Genomic DNA, 17,153 nt, shown 5'->3' with positions numbered 1-17,153 from the left:
TACCAAGATTTGGTATTTATTGGCATCGACGGAGGGGCGTATGACGAAAAATACCTCGGTCGCGTTGGGCGATCATTTCAGCGATTTCATCGGCGAACAGGTGCAAAGCGGCCGGTATGGTTCGGCCAGCGAAGTCGTCCGCGCGGGCCTGCGTTTGCTGGAAGCGCATGAAGCGCGCGTCAAAGCGCTGCAGGATGCGCTCGCCGCCGGCGAGGAATCCGGTGAGCCGGAGCTGTTCGACAACGATGCCTTTGTGAAGCGGATGCGCTCCGGGCATGGCTGAAGCCAGCTATCGCCTCTCTCCGCTGGCGGTAGCTGATCTCGAACGCATCTGGTCCTGGACGGCGCGGCGCTGGTCGACGGAACAGGCCGAGAGCTATCACGCCGGCCTGGTTGCCGCCTTCGACGGGTTGAGCCGTGGCCGGAAGGAGGGGCGGGCGGTCGATGTCCGCGGCGGCTATTTCAAGTATGCCGTCGGCTCGCATCTGATTTTCTATCGGTTATCGGCAATAGGTGTCGACGTGATCCGTATCCTGCATCAGCGCATGGACGTTGAGCGTCATCTGTAAGGTCGCTCGTGACCTGGGCTCCGTGGCGGTCTTCATACCGGAATATTGTCGAGCAGTCGCGTGCTGCCGATACGCGCCGCCAGGATCAGGCGGATCGGGCCGTCGGCCAGCGAGGCGACGGGTGCCAGCGTTTCGGCATGGCGCGCTTCCAGATAGTCGAGCTCGAAGCCGGCGGTGATGATCGCGTTCTGCGCATCGGCGACCGCCTTGAACAGGTCGTCGCGGTTGCGGATGCGGATGGCCAGATCCTGCATCACGCGATGGAGCAGCGGTGCCAGCGCGCGGTGCTCGGCCGAGAGATAGCGGTTGCGCGAGGACATCGCGAGGCCGTCGGCCTCGCGGATCGTCGCCAGGGGGACGATGCCGATGCCGAGGTCGAGATCAGCGGCCATGCGGGTCACGACCTTGAGTTGCTGGTAGTCCTTCTCGCCGAAGATCGCATAGTCGGCGCGCGATTGCGTGAAGAGCTTGCAGCAGATCGTCGCGACGCCCTCGAAATGCGTCGGGCGGAAACGGTCCTCCAGCCCGACAGCGGCCGGGCCGAGCAGCAGCACGCGGGTGGCGAAGCCGGCCGGATACATCTCCTCAACCGAAGGGAAGAACACCGCGTCGGCGCCGGCCGCGACGAGCTTGGCGCAATCGTCGTCGAAGGTGCGCGGGTACTTCTTGAAATCCTCGTGGGGCGCGAACTGCGTCGGGTTGACGAAGATCGTGACGATCACCCGCTTCGCATGGCGCTGGCCTTCGCTGACCAGCGCGATATGGCCTTCATGCAGCGCGCCCATGGTTGGCACCAGCGCGACCTTCTCGCCGGCTGAGTGCCAGCCGGCAACGGCTTCGCGCATCGCGGCGACCGTCTCGAAAACCGTAATCCCAGCCACTGCCGCGCCCTCCGTTCGAGGCACGGGTAGCAAATGCCGCCGCCATGGCCAATATCAGGACGAAGGATGATTCAGGTGGATCGAAGGGGTCGATGAGCGAGAGGAAGGACCGGGCTGTCGGCAAGGCGGGAGCGAGCGCGCCGGCGACGCATTCGCAGCCGGGAGATATCGACCGCTTTCTCGGCGCGGCGAAGCAGCTCGCGCCCTTGGCGGCGGGGCAGGCGGGGCGACTGGTCTTCGCACTCGACGCCACGATGAGCCGCCAGCCGACATGGGACCTCGCCTGCTCGCTGCAGGCGCGCATGTTCGAGGTCACCTCGCAAAGTGGCGGGCTCGCGGTGCAGCTCGTCTATTTCAGGGGCATCGGCGAATGCCGCGCTTCCGGCTGGGTCGGCGAGCCCGCGCGCCTGACCGGGCTGATGCGCGGTATCGCCTGTGAGGGCGGGCAGACCCAGATCGCCCGCGTGCTGCGCCATGTCCGCGACGAGGCCAAGGCCGTGCCGGTGCGGGCCTTCGTCTATGTCGGCGATGCGATGGAGGAGGATGTCGATGCGCTGGCCGCGCTTGCCGGCGAGCTCGGCCTGCGCGGCATCCGCGGCTTCGTCTTCCAGGAGGGGCATGATCCGGCAGCGAGCGCTGCCTTCGCGACGATCGCGCGCCTGACCGGCGGCGCCCATGCCCGCTTCGACGTGAATGCGCCGGGCTCGCTGCTCGATCTGCTGCGCGGTGCGGCGGCCTATGCTGCCGGCGGACGCGAGGCGATGGCTCGGCTCGCCGGGTCTGCGCCGGCGGTGAAGGGGCTGATCGCCGCAATCGACGGAGGAAGGCGGTGAGCCTGCTCTACGGCGTTGCCGTGCTGATCCTGGTCTGGTGGCTGGCGAAGCTTTTTGCGGGATCGAACCCCAAGGTGCTGGCGCGCCTGGCGAAGACCGGCGGTGGTGTCGTCGCGCTCGGCGTGGCCGGGCTCCTGATGGTGCGCGGCCGGATGGACATGGCGATCTTTCTCGGCGGCGTCGGCGCCTGGCTGCTCGGCTGGAGCGCGACCGGGCCGGGCGGCATCCGCTTTCCTTGGGCCGATCGAGCCGGGCCCACGGCGGGTGCAACCTCGAAGGTCAAGTCGGCGCTACTGGAGATGGAGCTCGACCATGACAGCGGCGGGATGAGCGGCCGCGTCACGGACGGCCCCTATGCCGGGCGGGGGCTCGACAGCCTGGGCGCGGACGATCTCGCCGCGCTGATGCGCGACTGCCTCACCCGCGATCCGGACGGCGCGCGGCTGCTAGAGGCATATCTCGACCGCCGGTCGCCCGGCTGGCGTGAAGACGCTCAGCGTGACGGAGACGCGGGGCAGCGTGGCGCGCCGGGCGCGGGCGCGATGTCGCAGCAGGAGGCCTACGATATCCTGGGGCTTCAGCCGGGGGCGGGCGAGGAGGCGGTCCGCGAAGCCCACCGGGCTCTGATGAAGCGCATCCACCCGGATGCCGGTGGCACCAGCGGCCTTGCCGCTCGCGTCAACCAGGCCAAGGACGTCCTTATGAAGCAGCGATAGGGACGGGCTCTGGGAGTGGGTCTGCGACATCTCGTGAACTCCTTTCCCCGGTCTTCGTTCAGCTGCGCGTGGCGAAGCAGGAGAAGCCGCCGCGCTTCAGCTTGTTGCAGGCGTTCTGCGCATCCTTCGAGTCGTCGAAGCCGGCGAAACGTGCCCGGAACAGGGTGGAGCCGCCCTTCTCGACCTTCTCGGTGAAGGGCGAGGCGCTGGCGAGCGAGGCCGAGGCCTTTGCCTTGGCACGGGCCAGGATTTCCTTGGCCTTGCCCTCGTCATCGGTGGCGCCGAGCTGGATCACCCATTTGCCGGAAGCGACGATCGCGGCCTGGTGCGTCATGACCGGGGCCGGCTCGGGCGCCTGGACCTTGGCGGGCGCCGCTTCGATCTTGCGGGCGACCGGGGCTGCCGGAACGTCGATCTTGGCCTCGGCGACCTTCACCGGCTCGGCGACGGGCTCGGGCGCCTTGGCGATCGAGGACGTGACGTCGACATTCGCCGGCGGGCGCAGGACCTTCGCGTCGGCTGGCTGAGCGCCGATCGACCAGCGCATGGCGGACGGCGTCGTCGTGGCAGCGACGGGGCGCATGCCGGAAATCTGCAGCGGCCTGCCACCGGCGACCGCGATCGGGCGCGGCGGCGCGATCGGCGTGGTGGTCGGCATCGGGGCATAGGCGCGGGCGGCGGCCGGGAGGGCCTGCGGCTCTTCAGCCTGCTGGCGCGGGCGCGGCACCGGGATCGGCGCCGGCTCGGCGGCGGCCTGCTGGACGGGAAGCGAGCGCGGCCGCTCTTCCGGCGCCGGAGCCTCGGCGACCATCACCGAGGCGCGGCCGCTGGTCGAGGCGCGGGGCAGGCTGGCAAGCACGAGATCGGTCATGATCTTGTCGCGCGAGGCGCCGGACCGGCCGCCGAGCACGATCGAGACGACGTGCCGGCCTTCCGACCTGGCCGAAGTCATCAGGTTGAAGCCGGAGGCGCGGGTGTAGCCGGTCTTGATGCCGTCGACGCCCTCGACCTTGCCGAGCAGGCGGTTATGGCCGCGGATGGTGCGGCTGCCATACTGGAACGCCCGCATCGAGAAGAGCGGGTAGTATTTCGGGAAGCGCTCCTGGATGGCGCGGGCGAGGATCGTGAGGTCGCGCGCCGTCGTGATGTTCGGCGGGGAATGCGGCAGGCCGTGCGGGTTGTAGAAGCGGGTCGAGCCCATGCCGAGCGAGCGGGCCTTGCGCGTCATCTGGTCGGCGAAAGCCTCTTCGGAACCGGCGATGTTCTCGGCCACGACGACCGAGGAATCGTTGGCGGAGAGCGTGATCATGCTCTTGATCGCGTCCTCGACCGCGATGGTCGAGCCGGCGCGCAGGCCGAGCTTGGTCGGCGGCTGCGAGGCCGCATAGGACGAGACCTTGAGCTCGGAATCCATGCTGAAGCGGCCGCGCTCCATCTGCTCGAACAGCATGTAGAGCGTCATGACCTTGGTCAGCGAGGCCGGAATGCGGGCGGCATCCTCGTTGACCGCATGCAGCGTGCGGCCGGTCTTCGCATCGACCACCATCGCGGCATAAGGAGGGGTATAGCCGCCGCCCGCGTGACGGCGCTTGCGCGCCTCCGCAGGAGAGGACACGATCGTGGCCGCAATGGCGGCGACACCGACCAGACCCGCAACGGTTCGCAGATGCGACCGCCGCAACCCAACGCAACCAGACAACATGAACCCGCCTCGAACTCGCAACCATGGGCCGATCCCGCGCCTGGCTCATCGTGGCGCAGGGGACACAGTTGGAGAGGTTAGGCGGATGCGGTTACGGAGCCGTTAAAACTTGAACGGTTGCTAACGGAACGATCTGCGTTTGGTGCATTGCAGCGTTCTCTTGACATTCATGCTGCAATGCACAATATGCGGTCAGTCCCCGGTGGTGATCACGGTCACACGACCTTGGGGCGACATATCGGGCCGATCGGCCCATCACCTGAGGTGGCACCGCAGAGTGCCGAGGAGACGACCCATGATCCAGCAGTTCGAGACCATCCAGAAGGCTTCCAAGGACAACGTCGACGCCGCCCTGAAGGCTTTCGGCGCCACGTCGAAGGGCGTGCAGACGATCGCCGTCGAGACCACCGACTATGCCAAGAAGTCCTTCGAGGCCGGCACCGCCACGCTCGAGAAGCTCGCTGGCGTGAAGACCTTCGACAAGGCCCTCGAGATCCAGGCCGATTTCGTCAAGACCTCGTTCGAGGGCGCCGTTGCCCAGCTCACCAAGATGGGCGAGCTCTACACCGCTCTCGCCAAGGACGCCTACAAGCCGTTCGAAGGCATCGTCTCGAAGGCCGTCCCGGCCGCTTCGAAGGCGTGATTTCAGCCGGCGGCCGGAAGGCTGCCAGAGCTTACGTGAGTTCAGTTGCGTTTTTGAGAGCCCCGGCCCGCAAGGCCGGGGTTTTTCGTTGGCGGTATTGCTTCCTATTCGGCGCGCACGGGAAGCCGCCTGGCCTGAAAGCCCGTCTTGGATTGCTCGAAGCCGGCGGCCTCGTAGAAGGCCAGCGTGGCCGGCTTCTTCGAGCCCGTCATCAGCATCGCCTTGTAGCAGCCGGCGGCCCAGGCACGATCGAGAGCAGCCTTCAGGATCGCCTTTCCCAGCCCGCGGTTGCGATGGCCCGCGTCGGTGACGACATTCTCGATCAGCGCATAGGGCGTTCCGCCCCGGGTCAGGTTCGGGATGACGATCACGGTGCAGCTTGCGACCAGATCAGTGCCGAGGAGGCCGATCAGGACGGCGCTGCCTTCGAAATGCCGGAGCTTGTCCAGAATCTCCGCCGCCTTGCCGTCCGGGCAGCGCGTGTCGTCCGGAACGAGGTGGAGGTAGAGATTCAGAAGCGCGGGCAGGTCGGCCTGCGTCGCTGGGCGAATGACGAGTTCGGTCATGCCGACAGGGATAGACGATCCCGCCGCTGATGAAAAACCCCGGCCGAGGGCCGGGGTTTCAATGAGACAGCGCGTGCCCGACGCTTCAGGTTCACGCCCGCAGGACGACGACCTTCGTCTTCACCGGCGTCTGATCGTAGAGATCGATCATGTCCTGGCTCAGCAGGCCGACGCAGCCGCTGGTGATGCCGGAGCCGATCGACTCCTCGTCGCTCGAGGCATAGATCGTGTAGAGCGTGTATTTGCCGTTCTGATAGAGATGCAGCGTGCGGGCGCCGAGCGGATTGTCGAGGCCGCCCGGCATGCCGCGGGCGTATTTGGCGGCCTCGGGCTGGCGCTTGATCATTTCCGGCGGGGGCGTCCAGGTCGCCCATTCGGATTTGCGCCCGACATAGGCGTCGCCGCTCCAGCGGAAGCCGTCGCGGCCGACATTGGCGCCGTAGCGGGTGGCGTTGCCGTCGCCCTCGATGCGATAGACATAGTAATTGGCGGGATCGACGATGATGGTGCCCGGCTCTTCCTTGCTCTCGTAGCGGACGGTGCGGCGCCAGTATTTCCGGTCGACCTTGGTGACGTCCGCCGCGGGAATCGCGAATTTCTTGTCCGGTACGGGCCCGTACATCTGCTGCGCTTCGGCGAGGCTCATGCCGTCGCCGGCGCAGCCGGCCAGTCCGAGCGCGCCGAGGCTGACGGCGGAGCCGACCAGAAACGAGCGGCGGTCGACAAGCCCTGATCGGCGCCCGAGCAAAGCCATTTCGCTGGCGCCGGCATTCCTACCATCGATGATCATGATCCTGGACTTCCCATGTCCTGACTGCCGCACGAGGCGATGCTCCCGCATACACCTGTCCAATGTCTTAACCAACCCGAGATTGCCGTCAGGCGAGACGGCTGGCAAGCGCGAGCCTTCGCTGCGCGGGGCTTGCGACCCCAATGCGGCGCTGCGCCAGGCCGTTGATTTTTCCGTTCGTTCGAGATCGCGCATGGCCGTTTCCTGATTTGAACCGATTGAAAACACCGGCGGTTGGGCGCATCTCTAGGGCGTGCGCCGCCGTCGCGGCGCCAAGAGGTTCCGGTTTCCGCCATGCTCGACAAATCCGCGCCGCCCCGCACGCTCAAGCTCAACGCTGCCGACAACGTCGTCGTCGCGGTTGATCCCGTCGATCTCGGCGTGACCGCGGCCGGGGTCGAGGCGCTCAAGCGCATTCCGCGCGGGCACAAGATGGCGATCGTGCCGATCGCCAAGGATCAGCCGATCCGCAAATTCGGCCAGATCATCGGCTTCGCGACCAGTGACATCGTGCCGGGCGATTGGGTGCATGAGCATAATACCGGATTCCATGCCTTCGATCGCGACTATGCCTGCGCTGCGGAAGCCAAGCCCGAATTCGTGCTGCCGGTCGAGCAGCAGGCGACCTTCGAAGGCTTTCGCCGCGCCAACGGCAAGGCCGGCACGCGCAACTATGTGGGCATCCTGACCTCGGTGAACTGCTCGGCCTCGGCCGCGCGCTTCATGGCCGAGGAGGTCAAGCGCTCCGGCCTGCTCGCCGATTATCCCAATGTCGACGGCGTGATCGCGCTGACCCACGGCACCGGCTGCGGCATCGACTACAACGGCGAGAGCTTCGAGGTGCTGAAGCGCACCACCTGGGGCTATGCCTGCAATCCGAACATGGCGGCGGTGCTCGTCGTTGGCCTCGGCTGTGAGGGCTTCCAGATCAGCCGGATGAAGGAGGCCTATGGCGTTACCGAAAGCGACGTCTTCCGCACGCTCACGATCCAGGAGACCGGCGGGACGAAGAAGGCGGTCGCCGCCGGCATCGATGCGCTCAAGGTGATGCTGCCGATCGCCAACCGCGCGGTCCGCGAGACGGTGCCGGCTTCCGAGCTGATGCTGGCCCTGCAATGCGGTGGTTCGGACGGCTATTCCGGCATCACCGCCAACCCGGCGCTGGGCGCTGCCGTCGACATCCTCGTCGAGCATGGCGGCACCGCGATCCTCTCCGAGACGCCCGAGATCTACGGCGCCGAGCATCTGCTGACGCGCCGCGCCGCGACGCGCGAGGTCGGCGAGAAGCTCGTCGGCATCATCAAGTGGTGGGAGGACTATACCGAGCGCGCCCGGATGAGCATGAACAACAATCCCTCGCCGGGGAACAAGGCAGGCGGGCTTACCACCATCCTGGAGAAGTCGCTGGGCGCGGCCGCCAAGGGCGGCACCAAGACGCTTTCGGCGGTCTATCACTATGCCGAGCCGGTGAAGGCGAAGGGCTTCGTCTACATGGACACGCCCGGCTACGACCCGGTCTCGGCGACGGGCCAGGTGGCGGGCGGCGCCAATATCCTCGCCTTCACCACGGGGCGCGGCTCGGCCTATGGCTGCAAGCCGACGCCCTCGGTCAAGCTCGCCACCAACACGCCGATGTATCTGAAGCAGACCGACGACATGGACATCAATTGCGGCGATGTGCTCGACGGCGTGACGCTGGAGGAGAAGGGGCGCGAGATCTTCGACTACCTGCTGCGCGTCGCTTCGGGCGAGCACTCCAAGTCGGAAGAGATGGGTTATGGCGATGCCGAGTTCGTGCCCTGGCAGATCGGCGCGACGATGTAGTTTTTCAGCGCGCTGGTTGAACCCGGCGCGCGGTCGAGGCGACCAAGGATGGCTCCGGCGCTGCCGGGGCCATTTCTTTTGTCGGCTCGGATCTCCATGAAGACTTTCCTTCTCGTCACCATCCCGCGCGTCCTGCTCGGGGTGATCTTCCTCATCAGCGCCGTCGACGGTTTCTGGTGGCTCGCCACGGGCGTGAACCTGATCCATCCGCCGACCAGCCCGCGCGGCGTCGTGTTCGAGACCGCCTTGCAGGATTCCGGCTTTCTCTGGCCCTTCATCAAGGCGATCAACCTCACGGGCGCGCTGAGCCTGATCGCGAATGTCGTGCCGGCCTTCGGCCTCGCGCTGATCGCCCCGGTCATGGCGGTGATCGTGCTGTTCCACGCCACGATCAACCCGCAGGGCCTGCCGGTTGCGGTCATCCTCGTGGTGCTGGGCTCGATGCTGGTCTGGGCCTATCGCGATCGCTACGCGGCGCTGTTCCGCTGACAGTCAGCGACGCGGCCTTGCGTCATGGTCGGGCTTGTCCCGACCATCCACGTCTTCCTTCAGCGCGGGCGGTGTTCAAGACGTGGATGCTCGCCACAAGGGCGAGCATGACGGTTCGCCCAGCCGCCAGTCAGATCGAAAACCCCGTCAGCCGCTCGCGCAGCCCCTCGATCCGGTCCGCCGCGACATTGGCGATGGCGATGCGCAGGTGGTTCTCCTGACCGGGGCCGAAATAGGGGCCGGGCAGGGCGAGCACGCCGCAATCCTCGACCAGCCGTCGCGCCACCTCGGCCGCCGGCACGCCCTCGAACGGGTGGGCGACATAGGCGAAATAGGCGCCGGCCGAGAGCACGCGCCAGCCATTGAGCGGCGCCATCGCCTTGCGGAAGAGATCGGCGCGGGCGTTGATCTCGGCGCGGTTGCGCTCGCGCCAGTCGCGGATGCCGTCGATGCCCCAGGTCACCGCCGCTTGCCCGGCCCGGACCGGGCTGATCTGGACGCAGTCCAGCACCTTGCCGATCTGGGCAAGCGCCGGCTCGCCGGCCGTGATCGCGCCAAGGCGCCAGCCCGGAATCGCATAGGCCTTCGAGAAGCTGTAGAGGCCGATCACCGAATCCTGCCAGCTCGTTGTGGCGAAGACTTCATGCGGTCTCGCAATGTCGGCGGGCAGGAAATCGCGATAGGTTTCGTCCAGCACCAGCCAGATGCCGCGTCTTGCGCAGAGCGCGGCGAAACCGGCGATGGTCTCCGGCGGATAGACCGCGCCGGTCGGGTTGTTGGGCGTGACCAGCACGATCGCGCGGGTGCGCTCGTCGATCAACGCCTCGGCGGTCGCGGCATCCGGCACGAAGCCGGCTCCCGGCGCGCAGGGTAGCGGGCGGGCCTCGACGCCGAGCATGGTCAGCGTCATCTCGTGATTGAAGTACCAGGGCGTCGGCAGCAGCACGTTGTCGCCGGCGCGTGCCAGCGCCATCATCGTCACGACATAGGCCTGGTTGCAGCCCGAGGTGATTGCGACCTCGGCCGGCTTGAAGGCGGTGCCGTAGATGCGGGAGATTTCGGCGGCATAGGCCTCGCGCAAGCCCGTATCGCCGGTAATGCCGCCATAGCGCGTGCTGCCGGGCTCGGCCGCCGCAGCGGCAAGCTTCTCGATCAGGGCCACTGGGGGCGGGGCGCCGGGCACCGCCTGCGAGAGGTCGATCAGCGGGCCGCGGGCGCCGCCATAGGCGCGCGCCCAGCCTTGAGCCTCCGGGATCGGCGGCGTGCCGGTGTCGATGAGATCGGGATTGAGCTGGGCGCTGGCGGTCGTCGGCATGGTGCATCTGATTTGCGGCGTGCTGACCTTTCCGTCAATCGCCTTGGAAGCGCAGCAAACCCGCGCCATATCTGGGGCACTTCCAATCCAGCGAGTGGACGGGTTCATGCAGGACGAGACCGAGGATGCCATCGCCGCGCTGAAGGACCTGCTCGACGAGGCGGACAGCATCGTCAGCTTCACCGGCGCCGGCATCTCGACTGAATCCGGCGTGCCGGATTTCCGCACTCCCGGCTCGCCCTGGATGATCAACAAGCCGATTCCCTATGACGCCTTCGTCGAGAGCCGCGAGGTTCGCATCGAGGCCTGGCGCCGCAAGTTCACAATGGACGACCATTATCGCGGCGCTCAGCCCAATAGCGGCCACCGGGCTCTCGCCCGGCTGGTAGCGGACGGGCGCTCGCCAGCCATCGTCACGCAGAATATCGACGGGCTGCACCAGGCCTCCGGCGTGCCCGAGGACAAGGTCATTGAACTGCATGGCAACGGCACCTATGCGACCTGCCTGACCTGCGGCTGGCGGCACGAGCTGGCTGCGATCCGGCCAGTCTTCGAGGCGACGGGCGAGCCGCCCGCCTGCATGATCTGCGCAGGACCCGTGAAATCGGCGACGATCTCCTTCGGGCAGGCGATGCCGCAGGAGGAGATGAGGCGGGCGCAGGGGTTTGCGCTGGACTGCGACCTGTTCCTCGTCGTCGGCTCGTCGCTTGTGGTCTATCCGGCAGCGACCCTGCCGGTGATCGCCAAGCGGCAGGGCGCCAAGCTCGTCATCCTCAACCGCGAGCCGACGGAGCTCGACCCGATCGCCGATCTCGTCATCAGGGCCGAAAGCGGGGAGATTCTGGGAGGGCTCGCTTCCCGCCCCGGATGATGTGGACGATTTTTCGGGGGCTGTTTCCTGAATCCGCAGCAATGGTATCTTCACAGCGCGAATCAAGCGTTGTGCGTGGGGGTGAGCGGCACATGTCCGACGAATTCGGTGAGAGCGGGCGGCCACCGATGGGTCCCATCCAGTCACTCAATCGTGTCATGCGGCTCGATGGGCCCGGCGGCCATGCCTCGGAAGTGCCGGTCGAGGTCACCGGCTACGTCAAGTGGTTCGATGTCTCCAAGGGCTATGGCTTCGTCGTGCCGGAGGCGGGCGGCGCCGATGTGCTGCTCCATGTCACGATCCTGAAGCGAGACGGATTCAATACGATAGCGGAAGGTGCTCGCATCGTGCTCGAAGCCGTCGAGAAGGCACGGGGCCGGCAGGCGGTGCGCGTGCTCTCGATCGACACGACCACGGGCCGCCATCCGTCGGAGATGCCGATGGCGCGCACCAATGTCGCGGTCTCGCCGACGAGCGGGCTCGAGCGCATGGTGGTGAAGTGGTTCAACCGCCTGCGCGGTTTCGGCTTCGTCTCGAAGGGCGAGGGCGCGCCCGATATCTTCGTCCATATGGAGACGCTGCGCCGCTACGGGCTCGTCGAGCTGGTGCCGGGCCAGACCGTGCTGGTGCGCTATGGGCCGGGACCGAAGGGGCTGATGGCCGCGGAAATCCACCTGGAGCAGGATGTGGCCGCGACAGCGGCGCACTGAGAGCCCCTACGGCAGCTGGAGTGACAAAAGGCGCCCATCGGGCGCCTTTCTCGTTTGCGGCGAGGCCGTCAGACCGCGAATGACGTGCCGCAGCCGCAGGAGCTCGTCGCGTTCGGGTTGGTGATCCGGAAGGACTGGCCGATCAGGTCGTCGACGAAGTCGATGGTGCAGCCTTCGAGCAGGTCGAGCGAGGTTTCGTCGATCAGCACCCTGGCACCGTCGCGCTCGATGACGAGATCGTCCGCGCTCTGGTCGCGGTCGATGTCGAAGACGTACTGGAAGCCTGAGCAGCCGCCGCCGGCGACGCTGATGCGCAGCATCGCGCCCGGCGCTTCGTTCGCCATGACGGAGAGAATGCGTTTCGCGGCATTTGCGGTCACCGCGATGCCGCGCGGATTGACCGCGAGATCGGTCGACATATTCGGGCTCCTTGGGCAGATGCGCCTTGCACCCTGGTTGCCCGGAAAGGTAATGGCCCGACAGCGGCTCTACAAGCATGGGGCCGCAACGAGGCTGCCATGCCCTATCCACAGAGCCCGACCCCGCCGGCCGGCCACGAGCCCGGAGAACGCTGGCGCGCCCCTTATGCCTGCCGCTCCAGCACGAGCCGCGGGCGTCTCGTGGCGGAGCCGGCCTCGGCGACGCGCGGCGAATTCCAGCGCGACCGCGACCGCATCATCCATTCGACCGCCTTCCGCCGGCTGAAGCACAAGACGCAGGTCTTCGTCTCGCATGAGGGCGACCATTACCGGACCCGCCTGACCCATACGATCGAGGTCGCGCAGATCGCCCGCGCTTTGGCGCGCGCGCTCGGCCTCGACGAGGATCTGGCCGAGGCCCTGGCGCTGGCGCATGACCTCGGTCACACGCCCTTCGGCCATACCGGCGAGGACGCGCTGGAAGAGTGCATGGTCGGATTCGGCGGCTTCGACCACAACGCCCAGACGCTCCGGATCGTGACGCGGCTGGAGCGGCGCTATGCCGATTTCGACGGGCTCAACCTGAGCTGGGAGACGCTCGAGGGGCTGGTCAAGCATAACGGCCCGCTGCTCGACCATCAGGGAAAGCCGACCGCGCGCTATGTGACGTCAGGCATTCCCGTCGCGATCGTCGAGTACCAGCAGCGGCAGGACCTCTGGCTCGACAGCTATGCCTCGGCCGAGGCGCAGGCCGCGGCGCTGGCGGACGACATCGCCTATAATGCCCACGATATCGACGACGGCCTGCGCGCCGGGCTGTTCGGCCATGCCGAGCTCCGCGCGGTGCCTTTCCTCGCCGAACTGCTCGACGAGATCGAGCGCTTGCATCCCGGGCTGGAGCGTGCGCGGGCCACGAACGAGCTGGTACGACGCGTGATCACGCGCTTCGTCGAGGACGTGATCGCGGAATCGCAGCGGCGGCTTGCCGCGCTGGCGCCAGCCGATGCTGACGCGATCCGGCGAGCCGATGCCCCCGTCATCGCCTTCTCGCCGGTGATCGAGAAGGCGGATCGCGACATCAAGGGCTTTCTCTATCCGAACATGTATCGCCACCCGCGCATCGCGCCGATCCGGGCCGATGCGGCGCAGGTCGTGCGCGAGCTGTTCCAGCGCTTCAGCGCCGATCCGGCAGCGATGCCGGCGGAATGGGCGGCGGGTTGCGATCCGCTCGACGAGCACCGCCGCGCCCGGCGAATCGCCGACTACATCGCCGGGATGACCGATTGGTACGCGCTCGACGAACACCGCCGCCTGTTTGACGCCACCCCCTCGCTGCGATAGGGCCGGGCGGCTTTCCATCCGCAATCGTGGCCGCAATGAACCTGTTCGAGATCTATTCCGCCCGTCTTCATGCCGCGCTCTCGGCCCTCGCCGAGCGAGGCGCGCTTCCGGCCGGCCTCAATCTCGCGCGCGTCGTGGTCGAGCCGACCAAGGATCCGGCCCATGGCGACCTCGCCACCAATGCCGCGATGGTGCTGGCCAAGGATGCCGGCACCAATCCGCGTGCGTTGGCGGCGCTGCTGGTCGAGGAACTGTCCAAGGACCCGGAGATCACCAAGGCGGAGATCGCCGGCCCCGGCTTCATCAACCTCACCCTCCAGCCGGCCGTGTTCACGGCCGTGCTGAAAACCGCGATCGAGGCGGGGCTGGATTACGGGCGCGGCACGCCGAAGCCCGAGCCCAGGGTCAATGTCGAGTATGTCTCGGCCAATCCGACCGGGCCGATGCATGTCGGCCATGGCCGCGGCGCGGTATTCGGCGATGCGCTGGCGAGCCTGCTCGCCTTCGCCGGCCATGACGTCACCCGCGAATATTACATCAACGATGCCGGCGCGCAGGTCGATGTGCTCGCCCGCTCGGCCTTTCTGCGCTACCGCGAGGCGCTGGGCGAGGATATCGGCCCGATCCCCGAGGGGCTCTATCCCGGCGATTACCTGGTCTCGGTCGGCAAGGCGCTCGCCGAGCAGCATGGCGACGCCTTGCGCGACAAGGCCGAGTGGGACTGGCTCCCGCTCGTCCGGCAGGCGGCGATCGACGGCATGATGGCGATGATCCGCGACGATCTCGTCGCGCTCGGCGTCGTTCACGAGCTCTTCTTCTCGGAGCGCTCGCTGCAGGGCCGGGATGGCAATTCCAACGCGGTGCACCAGACCATCGAGGACCTGCGTTCGCGCGACCTTGTCTATGAAGGCCGCCTGCCGCCGCCGAAGGGCCAGAAGGACGAGGACTGGGAAGACCGCGAGCAGACCCTGTTCCGGGCCACCAAGTTCGGCGATGATGTCGACCGGCCGCTGCTGAAGTCGGATGGCAGCTACACCTATTTCGCCAACGACATCGCCTATCACCGCTCCAAGTTCATGCGCGGCTTCCCCGAGATGATCGACGTCTGGGGCGCCGACCATGGCGGCTATGTCAAGCGCATGCAGGCGGCGGTGAAGGCGGTGACCGGCGGCAAGGGCTCGCTCGACGTCAAGCTCTGCCAGCTCGTGCGCCTGCTGCGAAACGGCGAGCAGGTTCGCATGTCCAAACGCTCCGGCGATTTCGTCACGCTGCGCGAGGTCATCGACGAGGTCGGCCGCGATGCGGTGCGTTTCATGATGATCTTCCGCAAGAACGACGCGACGCTGGATTTCGATCTCGGCAAGGTCGTCGAGCAGTCCAAGGACAATCCGGTCTTCTACGTCCAGTACGCACATGCGCGCTGCGCCTCGATCTTCCGGCAGGCGCGCGAGGTCTATCCCGATCTCGACCTGTCACCGGCGGCGCTGGCCGCGGCCGATCTCTCGATCCTCGTCGACGAGGCTGAGGTCGGCATCGTCAAGACGATCGCGGCCTATCCGCGAATCATCGAAGGTGCAGCCGCCGCGCATGAGCCGCATCGCGTGGCGTTCTTCGTTCATGAACTGGCGAGCGCCTTCCACTCGCTCTGGAACAAGGGCAAAGACTCGCCGCAATTACGGTTCGTTAATCAAACTGATCGAAAGTCGACCTTGGCGAGATTGGCGTTCGTGCATGCGGTGCGCAGCGTTCTTGCTTCCGGTCTGGCTGTCGCCGGAGTTGCGGCGCCGGAAGAGATGCGCTGACGGAGGTTTTTCCGGCGGCGCGCACAAGGTCAGGTTGACCGCACAGAGTTCCCGGTTCTTCCATAGGAGGAAGCGGCTTGTGCTGGAATGGATCATGCCATGAGTGAGCCAGCTAGGAACCGTTTCGCGCTCGATCTCGAAGATCTCGAGCGTCAGCTGCGCGGAGCAGGGCAGGTGCCCCGCCCGGGGCAGCAGGCCGATCCGCTTGCGGAATTGACCCGCATCGTCGGGCAGGAAGATCCGCTCAAGGATATTTTCGCCGAGCGGCGCCAGCCGCCGCGCCCTGTGGCGCGGCAGGAGCCGAGCTTCGAAGTCGTCCCGCAGCAGCCGGCTCCGGCTGCTCCCGAACTGAGCGCGCCTCCAGCCGAAATGCGCGGCGCGCTCGACGAATTCGAGGCGCTGCTGCGACGCACCGAGCCGAAGCGGGCGGAAGCTCCGCCTCCGCCGCCGGCGCAGCCCGCTCCCCGGGATGATTTCGAGCCCGACTTCGATCTGCCGGAGCCGCTGCCCTATGCGCGCCCGGCCGTGCTTCAGGGTGCGGCCCCGCCGCGCGATCTCGACCACGACCAGGGCACGCAGTACCGCCCGGCGCCGACCGCTTATGCGCCGGAAGAGCCTGCCTATGACTATGGCCACGCCCAGCAGGGCATGCCGGCGCCGGAATACGGCGAAGACGACTTGCCCGACCTGGAGCCGCGCCGTTCGCGCAAGGGGCTCTGGGCTGCTGCAGCGGTCATCGCCGTCGGCCTTGTCGGCGTCGGCGCCGCCTTCACGCTGCGCGGCGGTTCCGCCACGAAGGACGGCCAGCCGCCGGTGATCACGGCCGATGCCGGGCCGGTCAAGGTCGAGCCGGTCAATCCGGGCGGCGCGGAGATCCCGAACCAGAACAAGCAGATCTACGATCGCAATCCTGATGCCCCGCCGGCGCAGAGCAAGGTCGTGAACAACGAGGAGCAGCCGATCGACGTCCAGCAGGCGGCCCGCTCGATGGCGCCACGCGCGGTCGTGCCCGGCCCGACCTCCGGCGTCGGAACGGCGCTCGCCGCGGCTCCGAGCGCGCCCGAGCGCAGCATCATGCCGCTGGAGCCGGCCCTGACACCGACCCCGCCGGTGCCGGGCCTCGGCGAGCCGCGCAAGGTTCGTACCGTCTCGATCCGTCCTGACGGCACGCCGGCGCAGAACCCGATCGCCGTCGACAGCAACCAGCCGATCGCGACCGGCTCGGCGCCCAGCCGCTCGCTTGCCAGCCTGGCGGCGCAGCCGGCGCCGCGCCCCGCACCGGCCGCCGCGGCACCGAAGGTTCAGGAACGGGCGACGACGCCGCCTGCCGCGACCACGCCTGCCGCGCCGACCCGTCTCGCCAGCGCTGCTCCGGCCGCCGTGCCGCCGGCTCCGGCGACCGCCGCCGTCCGCGCCGGCACCGGCGACTTCGTCGTGCAGCTCGGCGCGCCGGGCAGCGATGCCGAGGCCCGCGCCACCTTCGCGGCGCTCCAGCGCAAATATCCGCAACAGCTCACCGGGCAGTCGCCGATCATCCGCAAGACCGAGCTCGCGGGGGGCAAGACCGTCTTCCGCCTGCGCGTCGGGCCTTATTCCCGCGAGGACGCGACTTCGATGTGCACGCAGCTCCAGGCTGCCGGCGGACAGTGCTTCATCGCCAAGAACTGATCCGAACGATCAGC

18 protein-coding genes are annotated in these 17,153 nt (G+C 67.3%); 12 read left to right on the top strand and 6 right to left on the bottom strand.

Going from position 1 to position 17,153, the window contains the following annotated elements; translation table 11 throughout:
- The first annotated feature begins 40 nt into the window (after positions 1 to 40).
- Together ACWIEX_RS12545 and ACWIEX_RS12540 are read left to right on the top strand one after the other, a co-directional pair.
- Positions 41 to 283 carry a type II toxin-antitoxin system ParD family antitoxin gene (locus ACWIEX_RS12545; RefSeq protein ID WP_454033319.1) on the top strand — a complete coding sequence of 81 codons (243 nt, stop codon included), beginning with the start codon at positions 41 to 43 and terminating at the stop codon, positions 281 to 283.
- A complete protein-coding gene (locus ACWIEX_RS12540) occupies positions 276 to 569 on the top strand; it encodes a type II toxin-antitoxin system RelE/ParE family toxin (protein ID WP_454033318.1) in 294 nt (97 codons plus the stop codon). Before ACWIEX_RS12545 ends, ACWIEX_RS12540 begins: the two co-directional genes overlap by 8 nt.
- Positions 570 to 601: 32 nt before the next feature.
- Here the strand turns inward: ACWIEX_RS12540 and panC are convergent, their stop codons facing one another.
- Complete coding sequence (gene panC / locus ACWIEX_RS12535) at positions 602 to 1,450, bottom strand: pantoate--beta-alanine ligase (protein WP_454033317.1); 849 nt, start codon at positions 1,448 to 1,450, stop codon at positions 602 to 604.
- Positions 1,451 to 1,542: 92 nt separating this feature from the next.
- Between panC and ACWIEX_RS12530 the strand changes: the two genes are divergently transcribed.
- On the top strand, positions 1,543 to 2,283 hold the full coding sequence (locus ACWIEX_RS12530) for a VWA domain-containing protein (RefSeq protein ID WP_454033316.1): 741 nt from the start codon (positions 1,543 to 1,545) through the stop codon (positions 2,281 to 2,283).
- On the top strand, positions 2,280 to 2,999 hold the full coding sequence (locus tag ACWIEX_RS12525) for a DnaJ domain-containing protein (RefSeq protein ID WP_454033315.1): 720 nt from the start codon (positions 2,280 to 2,282) through the stop codon (positions 2,997 to 2,999). The genes ACWIEX_RS12530 and ACWIEX_RS12525 overlap by 4 nt, the downstream gene beginning before the upstream one ends.
- 58 nt (positions 3,000 to 3,057) lie before the next feature.
- Here the strand turns inward: ACWIEX_RS12525 and ACWIEX_RS12520 are convergent, their stop codons facing one another.
- Positions 3,058 to 4,614, bottom strand: coding sequence for an SPOR domain-containing protein (locus ACWIEX_RS12520; protein ID WP_454033314.1), 1,557 nt, complete (start codon positions 4,612 to 4,614; stop codon positions 3,058 to 3,060).
- Between the two features lie 382 nt (positions 4,615 to 4,996).
- Here ACWIEX_RS12520 and ACWIEX_RS12515 point away from each other — a divergent pair, with 382 nt between their 5' ends.
- Positions 4,997 to 5,344: a phasin family protein gene (locus ACWIEX_RS12515; RefSeq protein ID WP_061967455.1), complete on the top strand. Its 348-nt coding sequence runs from the start codon at positions 4,997 to 4,999 to the stop codon at positions 5,342 to 5,344.
- A 104-nt stretch (positions 5,345 to 5,448) separates the two neighbouring features.
- On the opposite strand, the gene ACWIEX_RS12510 is transcribed toward ACWIEX_RS12515, so the two are convergent.
- Positions 5,449 to 5,910, bottom strand: a complete 462-nt coding sequence (locus ACWIEX_RS12510) for a GNAT family N-acetyltransferase (protein WP_454033313.1) — start codon at positions 5,908 to 5,910, stop codon at positions 5,449 to 5,451.
- A gap of 91 nt (positions 5,911 to 6,001) precedes the next feature.
- A complete protein-coding gene (locus ACWIEX_RS12505) occupies positions 6,002 to 6,700 on the bottom strand; it encodes a L,D-transpeptidase (protein WP_454033312.1) in 699 nt (232 codons plus the stop codon).
- Between the two features lie 294 nt (positions 6,701 to 6,994).
- On the opposite strand from ACWIEX_RS12505, the gene ACWIEX_RS12500 reads away from it, so the two are divergent.
- Positions 6,995 to 8,524, top strand: a complete 1,530-nt coding sequence (locus tag ACWIEX_RS12500; RefSeq protein ID WP_454033311.1) for a UxaA family hydrolase — start codon at positions 6,995 to 6,997, stop codon at positions 8,522 to 8,524.
- 96 nt (positions 8,525 to 8,620) lie between these two features.
- On the top strand, positions 8,621 to 9,013 hold the full coding sequence (locus ACWIEX_RS12495) for a hypothetical protein (protein ID WP_454033310.1): 393 nt from the start codon (positions 8,621 to 8,623) through the stop codon (positions 9,011 to 9,013).
- 130 nt (positions 9,014 to 9,143) lie between these two features.
- Here the strand turns inward: ACWIEX_RS12495 and ACWIEX_RS12490 are convergent, their stop codons facing one another.
- Positions 9,144 to 10,328: an aminotransferase gene (locus ACWIEX_RS12490; protein WP_454033309.1), complete on the bottom strand. Its 1,185-nt coding sequence runs from the start codon at positions 10,326 to 10,328 to the stop codon at positions 9,144 to 9,146.
- 106 nt (positions 10,329 to 10,434) lie between these two features.
- Between ACWIEX_RS12490 and ACWIEX_RS12485 the strand changes: the two genes are divergently transcribed.
- On the top strand, positions 10,435 to 11,199 hold the full coding sequence (locus ACWIEX_RS12485) for an SIR2 family NAD-dependent protein deacylase (RefSeq protein ID WP_454033308.1): 765 nt from the start codon (positions 10,435 to 10,437) through the stop codon (positions 11,197 to 11,199).
- Between the two features lie 92 nt (positions 11,200 to 11,291).
- The gene (locus ACWIEX_RS12480; protein WP_454033307.1) at positions 11,292 to 11,909 is read left to right on the top strand and encodes a cold-shock protein; all 618 of its coding nucleotides are present in this window, start codon (positions 11,292 to 11,294) and stop codon (positions 11,907 to 11,909) included.
- Positions 11,910 to 11,977: 68 nt separating this feature from the next.
- On the opposite strand, the gene ACWIEX_RS12475 is transcribed toward ACWIEX_RS12480, so the two are convergent.
- Entirely contained in the window at positions 11,978 to 12,328 is a 351-nt protein-coding gene (locus tag ACWIEX_RS12475) for a HesB/IscA family protein (protein ID WP_454033306.1), read from the bottom strand.
- Between the two features lie 99 nt (positions 12,329 to 12,427).
- Between ACWIEX_RS12475 and ACWIEX_RS12470 the strand changes: the two genes are divergently transcribed.
- The 3 genes from ACWIEX_RS12470 (at position 12,428) to ACWIEX_RS12460 (ending at position 17,139) form a co-directional block, all read left to right on the top strand.
- Complete coding sequence (locus ACWIEX_RS12470; RefSeq protein ID WP_454033305.1) at positions 12,428 to 13,669, top strand: deoxyguanosinetriphosphate triphosphohydrolase; 1,242 nt, start codon at positions 12,428 to 12,430, stop codon at positions 13,667 to 13,669.
- A 35-nt stretch (positions 13,670 to 13,704) separates the two neighbouring features.
- Positions 13,705 to 15,471, top strand: coding sequence for an arginine--tRNA ligase (argS, locus tag ACWIEX_RS12465; RefSeq protein WP_454033304.1), 1,767 nt, complete (start codon positions 13,705 to 13,707; stop codon positions 15,469 to 15,471).
- A gap of 99 nt (positions 15,472 to 15,570) precedes the next feature.
- Positions 15,571 to 17,139 (top strand): SPOR domain-containing protein, encoded by a 1,569-nt coding sequence (locus tag ACWIEX_RS12460; RefSeq protein WP_454033303.1) that lies wholly within the window; start codon positions 15,571 to 15,573, stop codon positions 17,137 to 17,139.
- Positions 17,140 to 17,153 lie beyond the last annotated feature (14 nt).

It is taken from the genome of Allobosea sp. NPDC055353 (assembly GCF_053644975.1).
This window is presented reverse-complemented; position numbering and strand designations above follow the sequence as displayed.

Bases quoted from the DNA above. Each gene is read 5' to 3' on its own strand.
- ACWIEX_RS12480 (WP_454033307.1), top strand. From the start codon at position 11,292: ATGTCCGACGAATTCGGTGAGAGCGGGCGGCCACCGATGGGTCCCATC.
- ACWIEX_RS12500 (WP_454033311.1), top strand. From the start codon at position 6,995: ATGCTCGACAAATCCGCGCCGCCCCGCACGCTCAAGCTCAACGCTGCC.
- ACWIEX_RS12490 (WP_454033309.1), bottom strand. From the start codon at position 10,328: ATGCCGACGACCGCCAGCGCCCAGCTCAATCCCGATCTCATCGACACC.
- ACWIEX_RS12530 (WP_454033316.1), top strand. From the start codon at position 1,543: ATGAGCGAGAGGAAGGACCGGGCTGTCGGCAAGGCGGGAGCGAGCGCG.
- ACWIEX_RS12515 (WP_061967455.1), top strand. From the start codon at position 4,997: ATGATCCAGCAGTTCGAGACCATCCAGAAGGCTTCCAAGGACAACGTC.
- ACWIEX_RS12460 (WP_454033303.1), top strand. From the start codon at position 15,571: ATGAGTGAGCCAGCTAGGAACCGTTTCGCGCTCGATCTCGAAGATCTC.
- ACWIEX_RS12505 (WP_454033312.1), bottom strand. From the start codon at position 6,700: ATGATCATCGATGGTAGGAATGCCGGCGCCAGCGAAATGGCTTTGCTC.
- ACWIEX_RS12510 (WP_454033313.1), bottom strand. From the start codon at position 5,910: ATGACCGAACTCGTCATTCGCCCAGCGACGCAGGCCGACCTGCCCGCG.
- ACWIEX_RS12495 (WP_454033310.1), top strand. From the start codon at position 8,621: ATGAAGACTTTCCTTCTCGTCACCATCCCGCGCGTCCTGCTCGGGGTG.
- ACWIEX_RS12485 (WP_454033308.1), top strand. From the start codon at position 10,435: ATGCAGGACGAGACCGAGGATGCCATCGCCGCGCTGAAGGACCTGCTC.
- ACWIEX_RS12470 (WP_454033305.1), top strand. From the start codon at position 12,428: ATGCCCTATCCACAGAGCCCGACCCCGCCGGCCGGCCACGAGCCCGGA.
- argS (WP_454033304.1), top strand. From the start codon at position 13,705: ATGAACCTGTTCGAGATCTATTCCGCCCGTCTTCATGCCGCGCTCTCG.
- ACWIEX_RS12475 (WP_454033306.1), bottom strand. From the start codon at position 12,328: ATGTCGACCGATCTCGCGGTCAATCCGCGCGGCATCGCGGTGACCGCA.
- ACWIEX_RS12540 (WP_454033318.1), top strand. From the start codon at position 276: ATGGCTGAAGCCAGCTATCGCCTCTCTCCGCTGGCGGTAGCTGATCTC.
- ACWIEX_RS12545 (WP_454033319.1), top strand. From the start codon at position 41: ATGACGAAAAATACCTCGGTCGCGTTGGGCGATCATTTCAGCGATTTC.